This is a genomic window from Lentilitoribacter sp. Alg239-R112 (assembly GCF_900537175.1).
Taxonomy (GTDB): domain Bacteria; phylum Pseudomonadota; class Alphaproteobacteria; order Rhizobiales; family Rhizobiaceae; genus Lentilitoribacter.
In genome coordinates, this window is the sequence record NZ_LS999833.1 from 536,325 (window position 1) to 556,623 (window position 20,299).

At 44.0% G+C, this 20,299-nt stretch carries 19 protein-coding genes; 10 read left to right on the forward strand and 9 right to left on the reverse strand.

Annotation, left to right across the window (positions count from 1 at the left end):
* Positions 1 to 314 precede the first annotated feature (314 nt).
* Both G3W54_RS03140 and G3W54_RS03145 read right to left on the reverse strand, forming a co-directional pair.
* Positions 315 to 839 carry a winged helix DNA-binding protein gene (locus G3W54_RS03140; RefSeq protein WP_162651685.1) on the reverse strand — a complete coding sequence of 175 codons (525 nt, stop codon included), beginning with the start codon at positions 837 to 839 and terminating at the stop codon, positions 315 to 317.
* A gap of 140 nt (positions 840 to 979) precedes the next feature.
* Positions 980 to 1,441 carry a DUF6163 family protein gene (locus tag G3W54_RS03145; RefSeq protein ID WP_162651686.1) on the reverse strand — a complete coding sequence of 154 codons (462 nt, stop codon included), beginning with the start codon at positions 1,439 to 1,441 and terminating at the stop codon, positions 980 to 982.
* A gap of 159 nt (positions 1,442 to 1,600) precedes the next feature.
* Here G3W54_RS03145 and hemB point away from each other — a divergent pair, with 159 nt between their 5' ends.
* Entirely contained in the window at positions 1,601 to 2,617 is a 1,017-nt protein-coding gene (hemB, locus tag G3W54_RS03150) for a porphobilinogen synthase (RefSeq protein ID WP_162651687.1), read from the forward strand.
* Between the two features lie 33 nt (positions 2,618 to 2,650).
* Here the strand turns inward: hemB and G3W54_RS03155 are convergent, their stop codons facing one another.
* Positions 2,651 to 3,259 (reverse strand): hypothetical protein, encoded by a 609-nt coding sequence (locus tag G3W54_RS03155; RefSeq protein ID WP_162651688.1) that lies wholly within the window; start codon positions 3,257 to 3,259, stop codon positions 2,651 to 2,653.
* A 217-nt stretch (positions 3,260 to 3,476) separates the two neighbouring features.
* Between G3W54_RS03155 and G3W54_RS03160 the strand changes: the two genes are divergently transcribed.
* The 4 genes from G3W54_RS03160 to G3W54_RS03175 all read left to right on the forward strand — a co-directional run bounded on the left by G3W54_RS03160 (position 3,477) and on the right by G3W54_RS03175 (position 5,694).
* Positions 3,477 to 4,046 (forward strand): DUF2975 domain-containing protein, encoded by a 570-nt coding sequence (locus G3W54_RS03160; protein WP_162651689.1) that lies wholly within the window; start codon positions 3,477 to 3,479, stop codon positions 4,044 to 4,046.
* A gap of 3 nt (positions 4,047 to 4,049) precedes the next feature.
* Positions 4,050 to 4,265: a helix-turn-helix transcriptional regulator gene (locus G3W54_RS03165; protein ID WP_162651690.1), complete on the forward strand. Its 216-nt coding sequence runs from the start codon at positions 4,050 to 4,052 to the stop codon at positions 4,263 to 4,265.
* Positions 4,266 to 4,338: 73 nt separating this feature from the next.
* Positions 4,339 to 4,872 (forward strand): RDD family protein, encoded by a 534-nt coding sequence (locus G3W54_RS03170; protein WP_162653532.1) that lies wholly within the window; start codon positions 4,339 to 4,341, stop codon positions 4,870 to 4,872.
* A gap of 69 nt (positions 4,873 to 4,941) precedes the next feature.
* Positions 4,942 to 5,694 (forward strand): arginyltransferase, encoded by a 753-nt coding sequence (locus G3W54_RS03175; RefSeq protein WP_162651691.1) that lies wholly within the window; start codon positions 4,942 to 4,944, stop codon positions 5,692 to 5,694.
* Positions 5,695 to 5,705: 11 nt separating this feature from the next.
* On the opposite strand, the gene G3W54_RS03180 is transcribed toward G3W54_RS03175, so the two are convergent.
* The 3 genes from G3W54_RS03180 to parC form a co-directional block, all read right to left on the reverse strand.
* Positions 5,706 to 6,992 (reverse strand): ADP-ribosylglycohydrolase family protein, encoded by a 1,287-nt coding sequence (locus tag G3W54_RS03180; RefSeq protein WP_197742782.1) that lies wholly within the window; start codon positions 6,990 to 6,992, stop codon positions 5,706 to 5,708.
* Positions 6,993 to 7,132: 140 nt separating this feature from the next.
* Positions 7,133 to 8,146, reverse strand: coding sequence for a hypothetical protein (locus tag G3W54_RS03185; RefSeq protein WP_162651692.1), 1,014 nt, complete (start codon positions 8,144 to 8,146; stop codon positions 7,133 to 7,135).
* A gap of 181 nt (positions 8,147 to 8,327) precedes the next feature.
* Positions 8,328 to 10,580 (reverse strand): DNA topoisomerase IV subunit A, encoded by a 2,253-nt coding sequence (gene parC / locus G3W54_RS03190; RefSeq protein WP_162651693.1) that lies wholly within the window; start codon positions 10,578 to 10,580, stop codon positions 8,328 to 8,330.
* A 242-nt stretch (positions 10,581 to 10,822) separates the two neighbouring features.
* Between parC and G3W54_RS03195 the strand changes: the two genes are divergently transcribed.
* Positions 10,823 to 11,998: a hypothetical protein gene (locus G3W54_RS03195; protein ID WP_162651694.1), complete on the forward strand. Its 1,176-nt coding sequence runs from the start codon at positions 10,823 to 10,825 to the stop codon at positions 11,996 to 11,998.
* A 169-nt stretch (positions 11,999 to 12,167) separates the two neighbouring features.
* Positions 12,168 to 13,280 carry a hypothetical protein gene (locus G3W54_RS03200; protein ID WP_162651695.1) on the forward strand — a complete coding sequence of 371 codons (1,113 nt, stop codon included), beginning with the start codon at positions 12,168 to 12,170 and terminating at the stop codon, positions 13,278 to 13,280.
* Positions 13,281 to 13,343: 63 nt separating this feature from the next.
* Here G3W54_RS03200 and creD read toward each other — a convergent pair whose 3' ends face one another.
* Positions 13,344 to 14,798: a cell envelope integrity protein CreD gene (gene creD, locus G3W54_RS03205; RefSeq protein ID WP_162651696.1), complete on the reverse strand. Its 1,455-nt coding sequence runs from the start codon at positions 14,796 to 14,798 to the stop codon at positions 13,344 to 13,346.
* Between the two features lie 257 nt (positions 14,799 to 15,055).
* On the opposite strand from creD, the gene G3W54_RS03210 reads away from it, so the two are divergent.
* Together G3W54_RS03210 and G3W54_RS03215 are read left to right on the forward strand one after the other, a co-directional pair.
* Positions 15,056 to 16,915 carry a methyl-accepting chemotaxis protein gene (locus G3W54_RS03210; RefSeq protein WP_162651697.1) on the forward strand — a complete coding sequence of 620 codons (1,860 nt, stop codon included), beginning with the start codon at positions 15,056 to 15,058 and terminating at the stop codon, positions 16,913 to 16,915.
* A gap of 358 nt (positions 16,916 to 17,273) precedes the next feature.
* The gene (locus tag G3W54_RS03215; protein ID WP_162651698.1) at positions 17,274 to 18,398 is read left to right on the forward strand and encodes a vWA domain-containing protein; all 1,125 of its coding nucleotides are present in this window, start codon (positions 17,274 to 17,276) and stop codon (positions 18,396 to 18,398) included.
* Between the two features lie 103 nt (positions 18,399 to 18,501).
* Here the strand turns inward: G3W54_RS03215 and G3W54_RS03220 are convergent, their stop codons facing one another.
* Entirely contained in the window at positions 18,502 to 18,840 is a 339-nt protein-coding gene (locus G3W54_RS03220) for a 4a-hydroxytetrahydrobiopterin dehydratase (protein WP_162651699.1), read from the reverse strand.
* Positions 18,841 to 18,845: 5 nt separating this feature from the next.
* Complete coding sequence (phhA, locus tag G3W54_RS03225; protein WP_162651700.1) at positions 18,846 to 19,655, reverse strand: phenylalanine 4-monooxygenase; 810 nt, start codon at positions 19,653 to 19,655, stop codon at positions 18,846 to 18,848.
* Between the two features lie 124 nt (positions 19,656 to 19,779).
* On the opposite strand from phhA, the gene G3W54_RS03230 reads away from it, so the two are divergent.
* Entirely contained in the window at positions 19,780 to 20,241 is a 462-nt protein-coding gene (locus G3W54_RS03230; RefSeq protein ID WP_162651701.1) for an Lrp/AsnC family transcriptional regulator, read from the forward strand.
* Positions 20,242 to 20,299: the final 58 nt, after the last annotated feature.

Consider the following 20,299-nt stretch of genomic DNA (forward strand, 5'->3'; position numbering starts at 1 on the left):
CACTCACCAAGATGTCTCATCCAAAAAAAATCAAAAATACGGATTAATAGGACCATATTTATCGCTTTATTCTTTAAGTACAAGACCATGGTCATCAAACTCGCGTGATCAAGATTTGGCGACGTATTAGCCCTGCCCGCACTTTATTCAAAAATTCATAACAATATGGCCGCATCAAGGCGTTTTTGTTACGAATCGTGAATAGGTGAAATTATCGCTAAAAGTGTGAACATAATATGAAAAACCGCCCCTCAAACCATGCCTCAAACATGACTTTAGGAGCGGTTATGACCGGAGGTCGTTCAAATATCGAATTATAGGCGATACATGATTTGGTCATTCCAGAATCGGTCTAGGCGCTGCATCATTTTGTTCATTACGCCAAAATCATCTTCAGTAATGCCACCAACCTGTTCGATTGATTCAATATGACGATTATATAATCCCTCAACGATACCAGCTATTTCTGTGCCTTCTTCAGTCAAGGAAATGCGGACCGAACGACGATCAACGCGTGATTTAGAGTGATTGATAAAGCCGAGATCGACAAGCTTCTTCAAGTTGTACGATACATTTGAACCAAGGTAGTAACCGCGACTGCGTAGCTCGCCTGCAGTTAGTTCTGAATTACCGATATTAAAAAGCAACAGAGCTTGAACTGCATTGATATCCGAACGGCCTGAGCGATCAAATTCATCTTTTACAACGTCTAAAAGACGGCGATGAAGACGCTCTACCAATTGAAGAGTCTCAAGATATTGTACACGTAGTCCTGTTTTTTGTTCGCTTGGATCTAAGCTTGGGTTATCACGAACCAATAGTGGTGTTTGTTGTGTCATTTTGTTTGCCTCAATGTTTTTCTAGTTGACGGCTATTTTTTTGTTTTTCCGTCTTGAGGCAAATCTATCGAATACGTCGAAAATTTTACTTAATTTACAGGCTTAATGGAATCTTACTGAAAACTAAGGTGAATCAATTCTTACTCCTTGCCTTCCTCCAACCGTTCTTTCTCCCGGCGATAGAAGGCAAACCGGAAGATAAGAAACAGAACTACGATGCCAGCGCTGACAGCAAGATGCATTTCGTTTTCACCATAACTATCTTTCAGAAGACCATGCACGATGAACTGAATAGCAGTAACGAGAACCCAACCCCACAGGCCAAATGAATTACGAAACCAAATCCCAAGCGCCGTGAGCGGCAAAAGCAACGCAAGAATAACTTGAACTATTTTCCAATGTAGCGGTGCAATATCAAACCTTAGAGCGCCACCATATGATATTCCCATAAGCTGTGCCCAATAATTGACTGCTCCCAAGATGCATATCAACGTAACGACGACTAAAAACACCTGATACAAACGGTCCAGATTTTCTGGCACTGCATCTGCATCAGACTTTAAGCCTGATAAATTGACATCAAGATCATCCAATGTTGGCATTTAAAGCTCCCTCGCCCCTATATACTTATGCCGATAAAAGCAGAATTATGGCAAGAGCAGATCAGCAATTATACTCAATAGTCAAATGGCGGTCTTGACCTTTTAGATAATTAATGGCCAAAACAGACAAAACTTGGTGCATATATAGAGAGTAATATTATGTCAGATATCACAAAGAAAATTGATCTTGTCACTGGCAACCGACGTATGCGCCGTTATCGCGGGTCTGAGTGGATGCGATCAATGGTACAAGAAACGCATCTTTCTGCTGCTGACCTGATCTGGCCAATATTCGTTATTGAAGGTGAGAATAAAACTGAAAACATCGAGGCAATGCCAGGCGTTGAACGCATGTCCGTTGACCGCGCAGTGGAAGCTGCAAAACTTGCGCGCAACTTAGGCATCCCTGCCATCGCAACATTTCCAAATATTGATTATACCAAACGCGATAAAACGGGATCTGAAATTCTCAACCCGGATAATTTGATCAACCAAACAACAAGAGCCATTAAAGCTGCCGTTCCAGAAATAGGCATTATAACTGACGTTGCGCTCGATCCGTTTACCTCGGACGGGCATGACGGCATTTTTGAAGATGGCGAAATCGTGAATGATAAAACGGTTGAGGTTTTGGCAAAGGCGGCCATACTACAAGCGCAAGCAGGGTCTGACATTATTGCACCATCTGAGATGATGGATGGGCGTATTGGCATCATCCGTCAGGCACTTGATGGTGCGGGATATCAATCTGTCGCCATTATGTCTTATGCCGCAAAATTTGTATCTGGCTTCTATGGCCCCTATCGCGAAGCCATCGGCACCAGTAACTTTCTTAAGGGAGATAAAAACAGCTATTTCCTCAATCCCGCCAACCCGAATGAAGCTATTCGCGATGCTGCGCTGGATGTGCAGGAAGGTGCAGATATGATGATGGTCAAACCCGGCCTGCCGTATCTGGACATGTGTTTGCGCGTGAAAGAAGAGTTTGGCCTACCGACCTTTGCATACCAAGTTTCTGGCGAATATGCGATGATTAAGGCGGCAGCTCAAAATGGCTGGCTTGATGAAGAACGCGCAATGATGGAAAGCCTCATGGCATTTAAACGAGCTGGCTGCGATGGCATTTTGACATATTTTGCGCCAAGGGCTGCTGAGATTTTGAACACAACCAAGTAGTGCTGCGATCAAACCCAGCCAACTTATCCTGCTTTAAGTCTTGGTATCGCACAAAGGTGCCCATGTTTCGACACGACCAACATCAGTTTGCTTGGCTAAATCTAGGTCCACGATGAACGGCACATACTCCTTTGTTTCGCTGCTTTTAATATAAGTGGTAATTAAAATAGACTCTGGCAATACATCATTTATCCTACAAACCTGCGTACCGACGCCGAATGACCCATCCCATTGTTTTGTCTTCTTTTTTTCAATTGAAAATCGCCTTATCGCATTAAATCTCTCCACATCTTGCGGGTGAATGCGATAAGCAAGAATTTTTCGACCTTCTGGCACCGATAACCTTCGTAACTTTTGCTGGTCGTCAGACTGCAAAGAGTTTGTGAGAGCAAACGTCTCTCGCTTGCCTTGCGAACCATCCTTCTTTCTGATTTCCAGCAGCATCGTCACCCCGTTGTCGCTGACCTTAAACTGATTGGGAACAGCCACCGCGATACTTAACTTTTCAACATCAGTTGTCGTTGGGTCAAAATTTCTCAGCTTTACCATGCTCGAGACCGGCGTATGCCCGCAAGCAACTAAGAATGCCAAAATAAGTCCTACAATGCCAAGCCTAGTGAAATTGATAACATGACGATACATCTTGGGATCCTTTCCAGAAACACGATTTATAAATCTAATTTTAACAGCTACACAACAGGCAAGGATTACAGACGCGACGTCAGCGGTTACAAATGAGGCAAGGTTTTTGTTTGGCAGGATCATAATCACTAAATTTCCGTTCTTGACTTTTAAGTATCTCATGTATTAATTATCGTAAAACAATAATTATTCAACATTATTATGAAGAAAATAAAAAATGCCTGAACAAAACAGAACATCCCAAGCTTATGATCGTATCAAAAATATTTCAGTCTATGCAGAGGTGTTTTCGGGGGTTGGTATATTCATCACTGTGGGCGCTATGACCTATTATCTGATACTTATGATTGTGGATATCGCACTGTTTGATGCAGCAATTAGAGATGAATATGCAACTGATACAATGAATATTACGATTAATTATTTTAGTCGGATTTCAGCATTTATTTTTGGAATAATACCGATGCTTATTGGCGTCTTTTTTTTCGATCAAGCACGGCGTCTCTTCCACCAATATAAATCTAAACGTGTCTTCACTCATGATGCAGCAGCTCGGCTTAACAGGATGGGCTGGGCGCTGGTGGCGTTGGCACCAGTTGGTGTTCTGGTTAAAACTTTTACTATATTAGCTCTAACCCTCTACAATGGCCCTGGTGATAAGCACTTGGCTTTTGGGATATCTGAGAATGAAGTATATGCGATCATATTAGGTTTGTTGCTAATTACTCTGGCAAAAATTCTACATCAAGCCGCTATCATTTCAGATGAAAATCAGGCATTTGTGTGAGCTATGGCTATTATCGTAACTCTGGACGTTATGCTCGCAAAACGGAAGATGCGTTCCAAGACGTTGGCGGAAATTATCGGTATTACAGAACAAAATATTTCACTTTTGAAATCGGGCAAAGTTAAAGGTATCCGTTTTGAAACGCTTGAGAAAATATGCGAAGCGCTTGATTGCCAACCATCGGATATTTTAAGTTTTGAACCTGATGAAAGGTCTTGAAATCAAGATAAACCTCCCCATCTAAATATTAGAGATCGATAGAATGGGGCTAATTATGGCAAGTTATGAACATATGAGTGCAGAAAACGAATTTCACAATACAGGTGATAAATATACGCACATTATTGATGAACGGCTAAATGATCCTGCTTATTATGATAATGTTCGCACGCGCCGTATCATGGCTTTTGTCGTTGATTATATTGCCATTGCGCTGCTGCACATCCCTGTTGCAATCGTTGTATTCTTTCTTGGCATCATTACACTTAGCTTGGGTTGGCTTCTATTTGCCGTCATCACACCTGTGATTGCGCTGGTTTATGTGGGCTCGACAATGGGTGGCCGTGATCAGGCAACGCCAGGCATGAAAATGGCTGGCCTGCGTATTGCACGAATTGACGGTGGGCGTGTTGATTTTATGACAGCTGTTATCCACGGTGTCATATTCTGGGTGGCAAATGTTGTAACAAGTGGTGCGATATTGTTGGTAAGCCTGTTTACTGATCGCAAGCGTCTCGTACAGGATTTATTGCTCGGCACAGTGGTTTTGCGCAATGATCTTGATAATGACTATGACATAGACATCACAATTTCTACTCATAAATAACTTGCTGTTGCATGGCGGCGAACAAGGCTCTAATCTGGTTTTAATAAAGAAGCCAGACACTAAAGCCTAATGACGAAACAGAAGATTGAGTCGCCGCAGTTCTTTTTAACCGCACCCACACCATGCCCCTATTTGGATGGTCTGGAAGAACGCAAGATTTTTACCCACCTTGCAGGCGACAAAGCCCCGGAATTAAATGATATTCTAACCCAGGGTGGTTTCAGGCGATCGCAAAACATTGCCTATCGCCCTGCCTGTGAAGGCTGCAAATCCTGCGTGTCCGTCCGCATACTCGCCGATGAGTTTAAATGGACCAAATCATTCAAACGAGTCATGGCAAAAAATGCAGATATTATTTCTGTTGACCACCAAGCCGAACCATCAAGCGAACAATACTCTCTCTTTAGAGCTTATCTCGATGACAGGCATTATGATGGTGGCATGTCGGATATGTCGGTGCTTGATTATGCAATGATGGTTGAAGATACTCACGTAAATACGCGCGTTATTGAATATCGCATTCGCCAGGAAGGTGACGGTGTAACAGAACACCCGCAAGGCAAATTGATTGCCGCAGCTTTATCAGACCAGATGGGCGATGGGCTCTCAATGGTTTATTCATTTTTTGAACCAGATATCGATTACCGCTCTTTAGGCACCTATATGGTTCTCGATCATATCAAACGCACCGTAGAGGCAGGCCTGCCGCATGTCTATCTCGGCTACTGGGTCGATAGCTCACCCAAAATGGCTTACAAAACCCGCTTTCAGCCCCAAGAACATTTAGGTGCGAACGGCTGGGCAAAATATATAGAAGACTGAGAACACTAATATTACGTCTTCGCACGCCGGGATGGAGCCTCAAAACCTGTTGTTACGCCTTGACCTGAAACTGCGATCTCGGCGAAATTTGATATCTCACTACTCAGCGTCTCGTAATCAGATAAGCCACGTTTTAAACGATCTGGCACTTTCTCACTTGCGGCGCCCATCATAAGGCCTAACGGCATGCCACGATTAACATTATCGCCACCCGCATTGACATTTAACAGCACTGCCCTCTCAAAATTATAATCCTCGTGCTCAGCGATGAAGAACATCATCGGCAAGCCTTGTTCGATATAACATACAGTGCCAATTTCCTTGCGAAGTACGTTTTGTTCACCCATTTTCACCAGCTTAGAAAGGTTCATTGGTTCACCAGCAAGGTCCATGTGATAGGCCCACATTTTATCATCGGGAATATTGCCTGGTCCTTTGTGATCACGGTATTGAGCAAATAAATCCTCCCCTTGGATAGCTGCCATATGTACCTGTCTCGCTGATGCCTGAAAAGCGAGCTTCGCATCTACCCCGTTCACCAGTTCAAATAACAGTGGCACACACACCGCCAAACCTGATGCAATTGTTTCCGATCTATGTGTAAGCACCTGATGCTCAAGCGCCATGCCAATGCCCTGATAGGCATTTTGCGAGAGTAGCGACAAGATCATGGGACGGATCATTCCCCCGTGTGAGCCAATCGACCAATTGTCTCGTTGCATCTGAGCACAAGCATGAACTGGGTCACCAGCACAATAATTCTCAAACCATCGCCTTAAGAATACCTCCGCGTAAGGGTCTTTGTTGACACCCGGCGTTGTCATATGCTCGATAAATTCATCCAAAAATGCACCAGCCTCATAACCACCACGTTTATTGATAGAACGCAGCAATACACGGGCTAGGTGAGCATTGAGTGTATTATCGCCCTGCCCTAAACCATGATGATAATGATATCGCTCATCTTCCGCCGCCACGGCATTGCCATGTTCGCCTTCGCGCTCAGTGCGCTTAATCTCAAGTTCAGCCCAAGATGTTTTATAAAAGCGACTATGTTCATGTAAAATATCATAGGGACGGCCAAGCATGTTGGCTTTTTCGATATCTGGCAAATAAGACATACCGACCATAAAGGCTTCTGGGTGCGGGTGCAGTGGCGCTTCATAAGTCTTCACACCACCATTGAAATCGCGAGCAATATTTTCACGCGAATAATACCAATGAGCGGGCATTGCCAGACTATCAGCTATAAACAGGCCCCAAAGTGCATTTTCAATTCGAGTTTTGCGATTGACCACAGCAGATACCTTTCAAACTAAAAGCATGATGGTAGGGGCAACAGGCAACATACACAATTGAGGATGACTTGAACTTTTTGTGATAAGAAAGGCGTCATTCAAACTGAAAACCGCCTCAAATATGATAGAATAGAAATTGCCTAGTTTTCAGCTTCGTATTTTTTGATCAGCTTTTCAGCAACTTGAATATTGTTCGAATTGCGTTCGTAAAATTCTGGAAATATCTGCTTAAAGTAATCAGATTCAAGTGCAATGCGACTGGCGGCAATTGATTCAGTCAGCATTTGTTTATCTTTATTCTTCGCGCCTAGTTCTGCCAAACCATTACCAATGAAGTAATGAACTTGCGCCCAGACGCTCGGATTGATGTCTTCCGTCAAGACCTCCAGAACGCGCTTATGAGCATCGACTGCTTTGGGCAGCCAAACACCACCCTGTCGTTGATGTAGAGTTGTATAAATATCGCCAAGCTGAAACTGCAAACCCGCCCAGTCAGATGGTGCAGATTCCTTGGTGTAATATTCAGTTGCAGCCGTGAATGCAGCTATGGCTTTACTCAGGCTGGATGCATTGGTCTGCTTTCCCGAAACTTCTAAAAATGTGTCTGAATTGGTCAACGCTTGGCCTAATGCACGTTGAGCAACAGCCCATTCCTCAAGATTCTCTTCTTTATTTAATACGGTCAAAGCACGCTGAAATGCTGATATGGACTTTGCATAAAGTTGAGCACCTGTTTTTTGCTCATTCTTATTATACATCCCGTAACCAAGCGAACGATAAACATCGCCAAGCTTCGCGTGCGCCCGCGCCCAATCTAAAGATGCATTTTCTTTTGTTAGCAGTTTAAGCGCCATATTAAAGGTTGCGATCGCATCATTGAGCGGCTTTTCCTGACGAGATGCCCAGCCAAGTTCCAAAAGCGCATTTGCTTTTGCAGATAAAACTTGCCCTCTCACAACATCAGAAATCTCGCTCTCAGCCAAAGCTTTGTCGTAAAGCTCCATGCTTTGCTCAAATTGTTTTTCTTTGAGCGCTTCCATCGCATCAGCAGCTATTTTTTGCGCAGTATCATCTGACGCGAGCGCTGAGGACGAAAGAAGTGCTGCGAGAGCTGTTATGGCAGTGATTTTCTTAAACGCTGAAACTCGGGACATATAGAAACTTTCTTATTATTTTTAGGCGCGATATTGCGACAAACTCCAATTGCCGCAACTTATGCAATCTTGTGATGCAAGACAAGGTCGACCATTGACGACACTGAAATCAGAAGTTTTTATCGTCCTCGTCCAACTGACCATCAATCATTTTGGATTTTGCAATCAGAATGAAGCTGGTTCACCCGGAAAACTTGCCAGTTCGTGGAAAGCCCTTCGGCACCATGCGGCCTGCTTGCGCTCTGTCGCCCAACCATTCGGTAAGCTCTTCTTTTGAGCGAGTATAGGACCGGCCTGCGCTATCTTCCCATGACAGCCCCTCTTCCATGGAGAAGCAACGAAGATCAGAAATGCCGCCATCTTTATAACGCTGCAGACGAACACCTTTACCACGTGCCATTTCTGGTAATTGAACGAGTGGGAAAACAAGCATCTTGCGGTTCTTACCCACCACAGCCACATAATCGCCGCGGACTTCGACACAAATATGAGCTTCGTCCGGCATTTTTACATTCATGACCTGCTTACCCTTACGCGTATTGGCAATAAGGTCTGCTTCTTTTGCAATAAATCCATTACCAACAGTACTTGCCAGCATCAATTTACGATCAGGCTTGTGCACGAAGGCCGTCAGCACATCTTGGTCATTATCCATATCGACCATAATCCGCAGTGGCTCACCGTGGCCACGACCGCCGGGCAATTTATCTGCACCCAATGTGTAGGCCTTACCGCCTGTCGTGAAAACGAGAATCTTGTCTGTCGTATGGGCACTGAAAGCAACTTTTAGCTCGTCACCATCTTTAAATGACAGGCTCTTATAGTCGTTCATATGGCCCTTAAGCGCTCGCATCCAACCTTTTTGTGAGAGAACAACCGTTATTGGTTCTTTTTCAATCATCGCCTCATAGATCGCGCTATCATCAACCTCTACTGCTTTTTCAAACAGGGTACGCCTTGCGCCAAGCTCGGTATCTTTACCGTAATCCTTACGAACTTTCTTGATCTCCCAAGCAACGGTTTGCCATTGCTGTTCTTCGGAGGCTAGTAAGGCTTCGATTTCAGACTTTTCTGCTTCTAAACCCTCGATCTCCTTACGGATTTCGAACTCTTCCAATTTACGCAATGAACGCAAACGCATATTGAGAATGGATTCTGCTTGCAGATCAGTTATCGAGAACCGCTCCATCATCACAGCCTTGGGATGATCTTCCTCGCGGATAATTTTAATCACTTCATCGATATTGAGATAAGCAACCATAAGGCCGCCCAGTATCTCCAGCCGGCGAATGATCGCTGCCAAACGATGCCGTGATCTACGTTGCAGGACGTCACGGCGATGATCGAGCCATTCGACGAGCACTTCGCGCAGAGACATAACTTTTGGTACTTTGCCCTGGCTAAGCACATTCATGTTCAGCGATACACGATTTTCAAGCTCAGTAAGTTTGAACATCGATGCCATAAGCAACGCCGGGTCAACTGATCTATTTTTTGGTGTTAGAACAATACGCACATCTTCGGCAGATTCATCTTGGATATCATCAAGAAGCGGAAGTCTTTTGGCCATCAGTAGTTCGGCAATTTTTTCAATCAGCCGTGACTTTTGTACCTGATACGGTATTTGTGTAATGACGATTTGATAACCGCCACGCGTTGTTTCTTCCTTTTCCCAACGTGCCCGAACGCGGAAGCCGCCGCGACCTGTTTTATAAGCATCAATAATTGTCTGCTTATCTTCGATAATTACGCCACCGGTGGGCAGATCGGGGCCTTGAACAAACTCAACCAGTTTTTCAATGCTTGCATTGCGGTGCTTGATAAGATGTAAAGCTGCATCACATAGCTCATGTGCGTTATGTGGCGGGATGTTTGTGGCCATACCCACCGCGATACCTGCAGCACCATTGGCAAGCAGATTTGGAAATGCGCCTGGAAGTACAACAGGCTCTTCATTTTCTTCATCATACGTCGCTCTAAAGTCAACGGCATCTTGGTCGATCCCTTCCAGAAGCAACTCAGCAATAGTTGTCATCTTAGATTCGGTATAACGCATCGCTGCGGGGTTATCCCCATCAACATTACCGAAGTTTCCCTGACCATCGACAAGCGGATAGCGCACGGCAAAATCCTGCGCAAGGCGCACAAGTGCATCATAAATAGACTGGTCACCATGTGGGTGAAAATTACCCATCACATCGCCAACAACTTTAGCGCATTTTTTGTGAGAAGATGTTGATTTCAAACCCATGTCATTCATCGCATGAACAATGCGACGGTGCACTGGTTTCATTCCATCACGCACATCGGGCAAGGCACGGTGCATAATGGTGGATAACGCATAAGCAAGATATCTCTCTTCAAGCGCTGCCTTTAAATCTACTGACTGAATATCATCCGGGCCGCCAGCGGGCGGTGTAAGCTCTTTTACCATGCCTACCGACTAACTTAAGCCTTGATTCGAAACAAGTGGTGAAAACGCAATTTAGATAGGCTTTCAAGGGGTTTTCAGCATAATTCATTAAAAAAATATCGGATGATTTCTCAATTTGACAACCAACTGCATCACTATTTAATCTCACTCACAATCTTGCCTTGCGATTGTCATGTTTCGTTATTAGATTGCAAGCAATATAAATTATCACCAGTTTCGGCTGGTCTATTTCGGGAGTTTCCATGACGCTTAACTTAGCTAAACACGCATTTTTATCCAGTTCAGTTTTACTGAGCTTAACTTACAGTTCATTCGCATTGGATGCAGATAAGTTTAGCGAAAACCTAAAGGCTGTATTCGCCACGAGCGGTGCTGGTATCGAATATAGTTCGATAAAGGCCGATGGTGATAATATTTTGTTGGAAAACGTGAAAATGACCTCTGCTGCAGAAACATTCCCAATTGGGTCATTGCAGTTTAATGGCGTTACAGAACTAGATGATGGAAGCATTCGCGTTGAAAAAACAGTAGTAGATGATATCAATCATCAAGAAAAAGATATCAAATTCACACTCGTTGATTTTGAAATCGAAGGACTTCGTTTGCCAGCGGCTGATGCAGAAGCTTCTCCATACCTTATATATGAACGCGCAACGACTGGTCAGGCAACATTCACACATAAGGGTGTTGATGTTTTCAAGATGGCTAGTTCAGATGCGCATGTTGATATGACCGATGATTTACAAGCCATGAAGTTTGACGGTTCAGCAAATGGCATCGTCATCGACCTTTCAGCGGTGGAAGACCCTAAAGCGAAACAAGCAATAGCTGATATGGGCTATGAAACATTGCGCGGAGATATACAGATCAAAGGTGACTGGGATGCTAAAACCGGTCGTTTTAACATGCCTGAATATGCGCTCACGCTTAATGATGCGGGACGGATCAACATCGCTCTTGATATAAGTGGCTATACGCTTGAGTTCATCAAACAGCTGCAAGATGTTCAAAAAGAAATGGCTGATCAATCTGATCCGAAAGCTCAACAGGCAGCAGGTATGGCGAGTTTAGCCCTTCTGCAACAGCTCACGCTTAATGCACTATCCATTCGCTTTGACGATGCATCTATTACTGAAAAAGCACTTAAATATGCTGGATCAAAACAAGGCATGTCACAAGAACAAATGGCAGAGGCTGCAAAAGCACTTTTACCATTTGGCCTTGCCCGTCTTGGTATGCCTGAGCTGCAACAACAAATCACAGCGGCAGCTTCTGCATTTTTGGACAACCCTCAAAATATCGAGATCAAGGCTACACCGCCGGCGCCGGTTCCATTTGGCCAAATAATGGGTGCGGCAATGGCTGATCCTCGTACTATTCCGGCAACCATTGGTGTTGAGGTTGTTGCCAACCAATAAACTCAAATAATCCAAAGTCAATTCAGCACCTAAGCCCCACTTTAAGAACTTATTTTCCTGGTGGGGCTTTTTTTTATCACATAAAGTTCAACATCTTTGCCTCGTTGATGAGTTGACTCTCTCTCCCTCCCTATTCAACATTGTGCAGCTGTTATTGATGGAGTGCTTATTGTTTTTGTGCGGTGTTAGAATACCAATTCTGGGTTTCTTAGCGCTTGCGAGCAGCTTTGGCCTGACAATTAACCTGGCTGAAGCCACCCCCGATCCAGGTCTTGTGTGCGTACAAAACCAAGCCCAATATCTGAGCATCAAAACAGGTCTTGTTGATGGTCTTATGGGACCTAAAACGCGAGACGCATCCCGCGCACTTGTTAAAGAATATCCGGAATTAAAAGATCTTCGCGCCTTAACGCGCGACAACGCTATTGTGTGGTGCCGAGAAATTGGTTTGATTGACGATGAGCAAACTCGCTTCTGGCCAAACAAGACTACGCCCAAATTTGAATTTTTACTCTCAAATTTTTTGAGTGACGACCAGCAGATTGAAATACAAAACGCTGTTACATTTGCCTACAGATATTTCGATAGACATAACATTCACCTCGCAGGTACCATCAAGGTCATTGCTTCATCAAATGAAACTGAACTTGCTGAACAATTGGCTGCCAATAGTCGCTATCCAATGCGGCTTTCCACCGCTCGCCGCATTATACGAGATCAATGCCGCGGGCAGGATCTAAGTGGATTAAATACCCCGAGCATAATAGTACTTTGCGTTGGAGCTGATTTTAACTGGAAACAACCTTATTTAGGTTTGCGCAGACTAATTACGCATGAGATTTCACACGAGATACAGCGCCAAATGGCAGGCTATACATCACTGGCCATAGTCAATAATAAAAACCTTGTCGCGCGAATGGGGCCACGGTGGCTGGTGGAGGGTTCGGCCATTGCGTTTGAATTAGATGCGCTTTTCCCTTATTTGGATGCGACCCAGCATATAGCAATTTTTCGCGGAGAAAAAAACCGTTATTCCGGCAAGACACTTTCAAAACTGACGTTTAACTCGGCGATATCAGAACTGTATTTTGGTAACTACGCTACGCTCGCAGGTCAGATGCTGGCGAACCGAAAAGAGGGCCTTCGCAATTACTTTACCTATTGGAAGTTACTAGCTCGAATGGATTGGCAAGAAGCCTTTCTCAAAGCATTTGGCTTAACTCCAAAGGCATTTTTTAAGGAATTTAGTCAGAGCTCAGTGCGTTCAAATTCAGATTCATGAGATTGAACTCAATGTGATGCCAATTGAAAGACCCCGAGACAGGGTCTTTCGTTTGTTAATAACCTAATTGGTCCTAGCTTCTTTCGAGCGACCATTCGACCAATCAATGTTACGTGTTGCATACATGGTCACGGCAATTGCGGCGAATGCTATGATTGACCCGATCAGCAGGGCGTATTTGTCTTCTTTGAGGATCAAATACATAATCGCGTAAGTCATGCCAATGATTGCTGTTAGGAGCCACATCGCGTTTTTGCTTTTCAGCGTAGTTCCAACGTACCAAGATACTAACGCCGTGGTTGCCGTTGCCGCAATTAGGTAAGCAAATTCAAATCCAATATGTTCTGCAAGTGCCAACAGCAGAATGTAGAAAACAACCATCGCAAGGCCGGTTAATATATATTGAATCCAGTGGACTGATTGTTTGCCCGCAATCTCAAGGATAAATATGGACAAAAACACAAGTGAGAAGAATGCAATTGCATATTTCAAGGTTCGCGAAACCAGTTGGTAGAATTTCAATGGTTTAACAAAACCAATTTTTATGACCGATTTTGTGCTTGAAAGCGTGTCGCTCAATGATACGGCACTCATACCCCGCGCGAGATTAGGAATAGTCCAATTCGCATCAAAGCCATCTTCCGTTATATTTCGTGTTTCTGGTAAGAACTGTCCGTCAAATCCGGGATGCGGCCAATTGGATTGAACTGCGAGTTTTGTGGTTTTTCCACTCGGTACGATTTGCAAACCGCGCGAACCATTGATGGCAAGCTTGATCTCAAATTGCATCTCATCCTGCAATGCCTCTTTTGCGACGGGTAGATGTATGCCGCTAGATTTGGCATTTATCGCTTGGGGATTGTACATATCATAATCCACAGCAGACCGGTTGGTTGGATTTACACCTTTCAAACCAGGTTTAAATATACCAGCATCATCGTTGTTTATACTTGCCATTACTTCCGAGCGAAAGCCAGTTGGATCGGAAACTTCGACAGCTAGAAAGGCTTCGTTTAAACGAGGCCGACCATTCCTGCTGATAATTACGCTTGTATCTATGGGAGCAAATTTTCCGCTCAATGTAGACTTCATATGATAAAGTGGCGTTGAATAAATCGCCTTTTTGCGCTCTTCAACCACCAGATCGCTGGTATTTTCCAAAAGATCTGGCGAGTAAATCGCATGACGTCTTACCTCAATATATTTATCTTTATGCTTTTCTGTGACTAAGTACGGCACCACCAGATATGGCCCATTTATGCGCTGTGCTTGCCCCCAACCTTGTGAAATTGAATTGGCCACCTGATTGGCCCGATCCGCACGTTCCTCTACCAAGCCCCAAACTAAGAGAGCGGGAATTGTAAGTAAAAGTGTGATCACTCCAGTGACAATAAATTTCCATCCTGGAGTTTGCGTAAGGCCGGACATGGTGCCCGGTTTTACATGTTTCGTATCGGTTCCTGTTTGTGCGGGTTTTTGAGAGTTTTTGGCCGTCTCTTGGCCTTCACTATCAGACATATCGCCTCCTTTGTCAGTTAGTGGAGCGAATGACTAAGTTCTAAATTGGGCCGAATTATCTACAAAATTTGTAAATTTCGAGGTAAATTGAAGTTTATTTTAAGGCAAAGAACTATTTACGTTTAAATACTTACAAGAAAACCAAAGGTATTAGTTACAAGTTGTTACACTTTGGGGGCAATACTTCATTAATACTCATCGATTCAATTATGCGAAATCCGACGATAAATGATCGGTGAATATTGGGGAACATAATAATGAAGATTTTTTCTCGTTTTAGTCTTGTCAAAACAGTTACATTTTCCGCTGTAGCAATATTGCTTTTTTCTCTGTTAGCAGTTGCGGCGCTTACCAACCAGACCGTGTCGAACAGAATAGCTAAACAGGCAGTCGATAGTCAGGATCAGAGTTTACGTATCGCAGCTCAGATGCTGCAATCAGAGTTTCCCGAAACAAGAATCTCATATCTCGAAAATGGGAATGTAGATAAAATTACTATGGAAACTATTCCAACCGAATTTGAAAATCACGATATGATTGACACAGTTGGACGCATATCGGGAGAAACCGCAACGGTGTTTGCTTGGGATGCCAAGACAGAAGACTTCTGGCGAAAAACAACCAATATCATCAAGCCCGATGGAAATCGCGCGGTAGGTACGCAGCTCGGTCAAAAAGGCGCGGTTTATCCCGTCCTTACCGGCGGGAAAACATTCCGCGGTGAAGCTAATATTCTTGGTACAGATTACTTTACGATCTATCAGCCAATTTTTGCCAGCGATGGATCTGTAAACGGTATCTTATATGCAGGCGTTCAATCCTCTAAAATTCAGGCGATTTCTAACGAAATCCTGTCCAAGCTCATGTACTTTTCCATTGGAATTGTGCTTGTTGCCATTGCATCACTTGTACTATTAACACGCAATATCTTTGGCGGCATTCCAAAATTAACAGCTGTTGCAACTAAGATGTCCGATGGAGATTATGAAAATGAACCTCCACTGCAAGAGCAAAATAATGAACTTGGAACACTTGCGCGCGCCATTGAAAACTTGCGCCAACACGCACTAAGTGCGCAAGAAACCGAAGCTGAATCAAAACAAATGCAACATCAGGTTCAACAAGAGCGCGATGAGCGGGAAGAACAGAAAAAGGCGAAAGATCATGAAGTTGCCAATACAGTGCAGCAACTTGGAGCAGGCCTTGATCGTCTGGCGCATGGCGATCTGACAGTTACACTTGATACCCCCTTCCCTGATGGTATGGATGAATTACGGATCAACTTCAATAATTCAGTATCTAAATTACAGTCGACCTTAAGCTCTATTGTGGAAGGTTCTGGCTCTATTGATCAAAACTCCCATGAAATGAAAGCAAGTGCTGACGACCTCTCGCGTCGCACAGAGCAGCAAGCAGCCTCTCTTGAAGAAACAGCTGCTGCTTTGGATGAAATTACATCTACAGTCAAAGAAGCATCTTCTCGCGCAAATGAAGCCGCGGAAATGGCACAGAATGCAAAAGTAGATACCGATCGCTCAGGCGAAGTTGTAGGCGATGCTGTCGCGGCGATGGAGGGTATTGAAAAAGTATCATCTGAGATATCCAACATTATCAATGTAATTGACGAGATTGCGTTCCAGACCAATCTTCTTGCACTCAACGCTGGTGTTGAAGCTGCGCGGGCGGGTGAAGCAGGCAAAGGTTTTGCTGTTGTTGCTCAAGAAGTTCGTGAACTGGCTCAACGCTCTGCAACGGCTGCTAAGGAAATTCAGGCCTTGATTGATCGCTCAACAAGCGAGATATCAAATGGTGTGGACTTGGTAAAACGCACAGGTGAAGCATTGGTTGGCATTGCTACTCATGTAACAAACATTAATGGGCAGATATCTTCAATCGCAACAGCCGCTGAAGAGCAATTGACCGGTATTCAAGAAGTGAACAGCGCCGTTAATGCAATGGATAAAATGACACAGCAAAATGCTGCAATGGTGGAAGAATCCAATGCTGTTACTCACAAGATGGCTGAAGATGCGCTTGCACTTAACGAGACAACCAAACAATTTCAGCTAGCTACAGGTCAAACTTCTTCAAAACAACAATATAGTGAAGTTGCCTAATAATAACTGCATAACAACTGCCCGTATTGCTTTAAGATGCGGGCAGCATCCTGTCTAATATCTCCATTTCAACGACTTCTTATCGTTGAAGACTGATCAAATCAGTGCCCTACACAATCACATACCCCACATTTCCGAGATAGTTGAACGAACCAACCAACGATTATCAGTATTCTTAGGTTGCTTGTGTGGCAAATATGATGTGCCTTTCATCAGATAATCATCGTGCCAGATACGCCTTATTAATACCATAGAACTGCCTTTTTAGAGCCAAACTTTAGTCACCGTTAGAATGGACAAATACCAAATCAGTGCAGATCAACCGCACCTGATTGGATAGCTCTTGGGGAGAACTCTTTTGAAAAAACATATCAGTAAATTAATAACAACAACCGTCTTTACAACGGCATTTATTATACATTCTGCGTCGGCAGACATTAAACCAAATTCTGATAAGAAATATGCTGCAAATAGCGATGTTGTGGAAGTGGCGTTTGTTTTAGATACCACCGGATCAATGGCTGACCTGATTGCAGGCGCCAAACAAAAAATCTGGTCCATAGCCAATACCATTGTAGACATAAATCCAAATGCTGATATCCGAATGGCGCTGGTTGCCTATCGTGATGTTGGCGATGATTACGTGATTAAACCTTATGAAATGAGCTCTGATATTCAGGGCATGTATGGCAATTTGATTGGCCTGCAAGCTGATGGTGGGGGCGACACGCCCGAATCTGTCAATGAGGCATTAGATACAGCCGTAGATGATCTTAAATGGACCAAAGGTGCCAATGTACGTCGCATTGTGTTTTTAGTCGGGGATGCGCCCCCACACATGGATTATCAAAACGGCCCGAAATATCCGGCCATTCTTCACCAAGCCGTTCAAAAGGATATCGAGGTTCATGCTATTCAAGCAGGAGATTCAAATGCAACAAAAACGATCTGGAAAGACATCGCGCTGCGAGGTGGAGGAAGTTATATTCCCATTCCGCAAGACGGGGGCCAGATATCCGAAGTGCAAACACCATTTGATGACGAAATTATAAATCTACAGCAACGACTTGATAAAACAGTTGTGCCGTATGGTGCTCAAGAAACGCAGGCTGCACTTGAACAAAAAATTCTTGATAAGGCGTCTGGTAGTGTGAGCAAACGGGTGGATAATTCGGCCTTCTACTCCAAACGCAAAAGCAGAAAAGAAGTCGTCACAGGAGGTGGAGACATCATTTCTGCGGTTCGGAATAACGATGTTGAACTTGAGAGTGTTGAGCAGGAGAACCTGCCTGTGCCGATGCAAAGTATGTCTATCGAAGAACAGAAGAGTTACGTTGACGGCATCATCAAAGAACGCGCTAAGATCGAAGAAGAGATGTATGATTTAGTTCAGAAACGCGATGAGTTTATCAAAAGTTCCGAAACCAAGGCGGAAAGTGTCGAAGAATTATCCTTTGATAAAGCAGTTCGAAATGCACTTTAAGCAACTGATGGTTAATTATGTCAAAACCCCACCTGCACTCGCATGGTGGGGTCTGTCTTAAGAAGAAAACTTGTCATCATCTAACTGCAACAAAGTTATGAAATTATAGAGCAATCGCAGCGTCTAGTTTTGCAGCACAGATGAAATCATTTCCTGTCAAACCACCAGCTTCATGCGATGTGAATGTGACCTGACAGTAGCCCCAACCAAACGCAATATCTGCGTGATGGCCTTCCTTATCGCTAATGAAGGCTGCTAGATTGGCCATGTAAGTTGCCTTGGCGAACCCTTTAAACGTAAATTTACGCACCAGAGTTTTAGCTTGTTCATCGATGACCCAATTTGAATCAAGTTCTACCTTTAGCTTGTCTATCTCTTCTTTGCTCAATGGTGGTGTTGAGCCATCGCATACTGCGCATTTTTTCAATGATAAATCAGTCATCTAAGTTAGCTTGCTTTCTGTTCTAATGGCTGTTTTGGCGGATAGGCTGGAGCATGTAGACCAAGCCGTTGCGCGGTATGAATGTCCTCTAATAAATTGCGATCAGATGCTTCAAAAAGTTGATCAGCGTCATCTAATACAAAATAGATTGGTTGATGAATGTCAATTCTATAAGGTGTTCGCAAGATATCAATCACATCAAACGGCTTGCGAATGGCCGTCTCATCTTCGATTGAATAAATCAGTTCCGTTGGAGATGATGCAAGGCCTGAGCCAAGCGCTTTGATCTCATTGCCTTGGCGTATCAAGCCAAATTCAATAGTAAACCAGTAAAGACGGATCAGCCATGAATAATCTGCTTTTTCGCATTCAAGACCCGTCTTGCCAATCATTTCAGAGAATTTCGCAAAACGCTTATCTGTCAATAAAGGCGTGTGCCCGTATATTTCATGAAAAATATCTGGCTCTTCAATATAATCAAAATCTTCTCTCGAGCGGATGAAGGATGCGGCTGGGAATGTATTATCTGCCAACATTGCAAAGAATTGCGCAAACCCAATCAATGCTGGAACGGGCCGCACCCGCCAGCCTGTGAGTTCGCGCAGCTGTTTTGAAACTTCAACACATTGCGGCACGCGGTCTTTGGGCAGATCAAGTTTTCGCTGCCCGGCCAAATATTCGTCCGCCGCAAATCGATTTACATTGGGTTGCTGCTGTAAAACAAGATCATGCCAAACAGCATCATCCTGGACAGAATAATTGATCCTGCCGTCTCGATCTGCTTCTTTGGCTATATATTTTGTAGATTTTGGCATATTTGACCTCAGTTAACGTTAGAGGTAATTTCGCATAAATTATCGGCAAAATACCTTCTATTTGAATTGATATTTCATATATATAGAAATATATTGCCTGATATTAATGATTTATAGGTAAATTATGCTTGATGTATATGAAGAAAAAATTCTACGGCACCTCCAGCAAGATGGACGGGCTAGCACTCAAGATCTTTCAGAAGCTGTAGGCCTGTCAGCCTCCCCCTGCTGGCGGCGGGTAAAAAAACTTGAGGACGAAGGATACATCACGCGATATGCAGCTATCGTAGACGGCAAGAAACTGGGCCTTGGTGCTTTGGCCTATGTTCATGTCTCCCTGATCGATCATAGCGAAGCATCTATCGAAAAATTTTACAGCTTTATCGCCACCAGCGAACGCGTTATCGAATGCGCATCAATCACAGGTGAATTTGATTTTGTTCTCAAAGTTGCGGCCACTGACCCCGAAAACCTCGAGCAATTTATCATGCAACGCATCCTGCGCATTGGCGTCGTGCGCACCACAACGACGACGTTCATTCTACGTCAGAATAAAGTGGCTGGGCCGTTGCCTGTGGGGTTGTGATTGGAATACTTCCCAACTCTGTTGGGCCGGGCTCAATTCGGCTCACGCAAGTCTGCCG

Excerpts from the sequence above, each read along its gene's own strand:
- G3W54_RS03140 (WP_162651685.1), bottom strand. The coding sequence starts at position 839 with ATGACACAACAAACACCACTATTGGTTCGTGATAACCCAAGCTTAGAT.
- G3W54_RS03145 (WP_162651686.1), bottom strand. The coding sequence starts at position 1,441 with ATGCCAACATTGGATGATCTTGATGTCAATTTATCAGGCTTAAAGTCT.
- hemB (WP_162651687.1), top strand. The coding sequence starts at position 1,601 with ATGTCAGATATCACAAAGAAAATTGATCTTGTCACTGGCAACCGACGT.
- G3W54_RS03155 (WP_162651688.1), bottom strand. The coding sequence starts at position 3,259 with ATGTATCGTCATGTTATCAATTTCACTAGGCTTGGCATTGTAGGACTT.
- G3W54_RS03160 (WP_162651689.1), top strand. The coding sequence starts at position 3,477 with ATGCCTGAACAAAACAGAACATCCCAAGCTTATGATCGTATCAAAAAT.
- G3W54_RS03165 (WP_162651690.1), top strand. The coding sequence starts at position 4,050 with ATGGCTATTATCGTAACTCTGGACGTTATGCTCGCAAAACGGAAGATG.
- G3W54_RS03170 (WP_162653532.1), top strand. The coding sequence starts at position 4,339 with ATGAGTGCAGAAAACGAATTTCACAATACAGGTGATAAATATACGCAC.
- G3W54_RS03175 (WP_162651691.1), top strand. The coding sequence starts at position 4,942 with ATGACGAAACAGAAGATTGAGTCGCCGCAGTTCTTTTTAACCGCACCC.
- G3W54_RS03185 (WP_162651692.1), bottom strand. The coding sequence starts at position 8,146 with ATGTCCCGAGTTTCAGCGTTTAAGAAAATCACTGCCATAACAGCTCTC.
- parC (WP_162651693.1), bottom strand. The coding sequence starts at position 10,580 with ATGGTAAAAGAGCTTACACCGCCCGCTGGCGGCCCGGATGATATTCAG.
- G3W54_RS03195 (WP_162651694.1), top strand. The coding sequence starts at position 10,823 with ATGACGCTTAACTTAGCTAAACACGCATTTTTATCCAGTTCAGTTTTA.
- creD (WP_162651696.1), bottom strand. The coding sequence starts at position 14,798 with ATGTCTGATAGTGAAGGCCAAGAGACGGCCAAAAACTCTCAAAAACCC.
- G3W54_RS03210 (WP_162651697.1), top strand. The coding sequence starts at position 15,056 with ATGAAGATTTTTTCTCGTTTTAGTCTTGTCAAAACAGTTACATTTTCC.
- G3W54_RS03220 (WP_162651699.1), bottom strand. The coding sequence starts at position 18,840 with ATGACTGATTTATCATTGAAAAAATGCGCAGTATGCGATGGCTCAACA.
- phhA (WP_162651700.1), bottom strand. The coding sequence starts at position 19,655 with ATGCCAAAATCTACAAAATATATAGCCAAAGAAGCAGATCGAGACGGC.
- G3W54_RS03230 (WP_162651701.1), top strand. The coding sequence starts at position 19,780 with ATGCTTGATGTATATGAAGAAAAAATTCTACGGCACCTCCAGCAAGAT.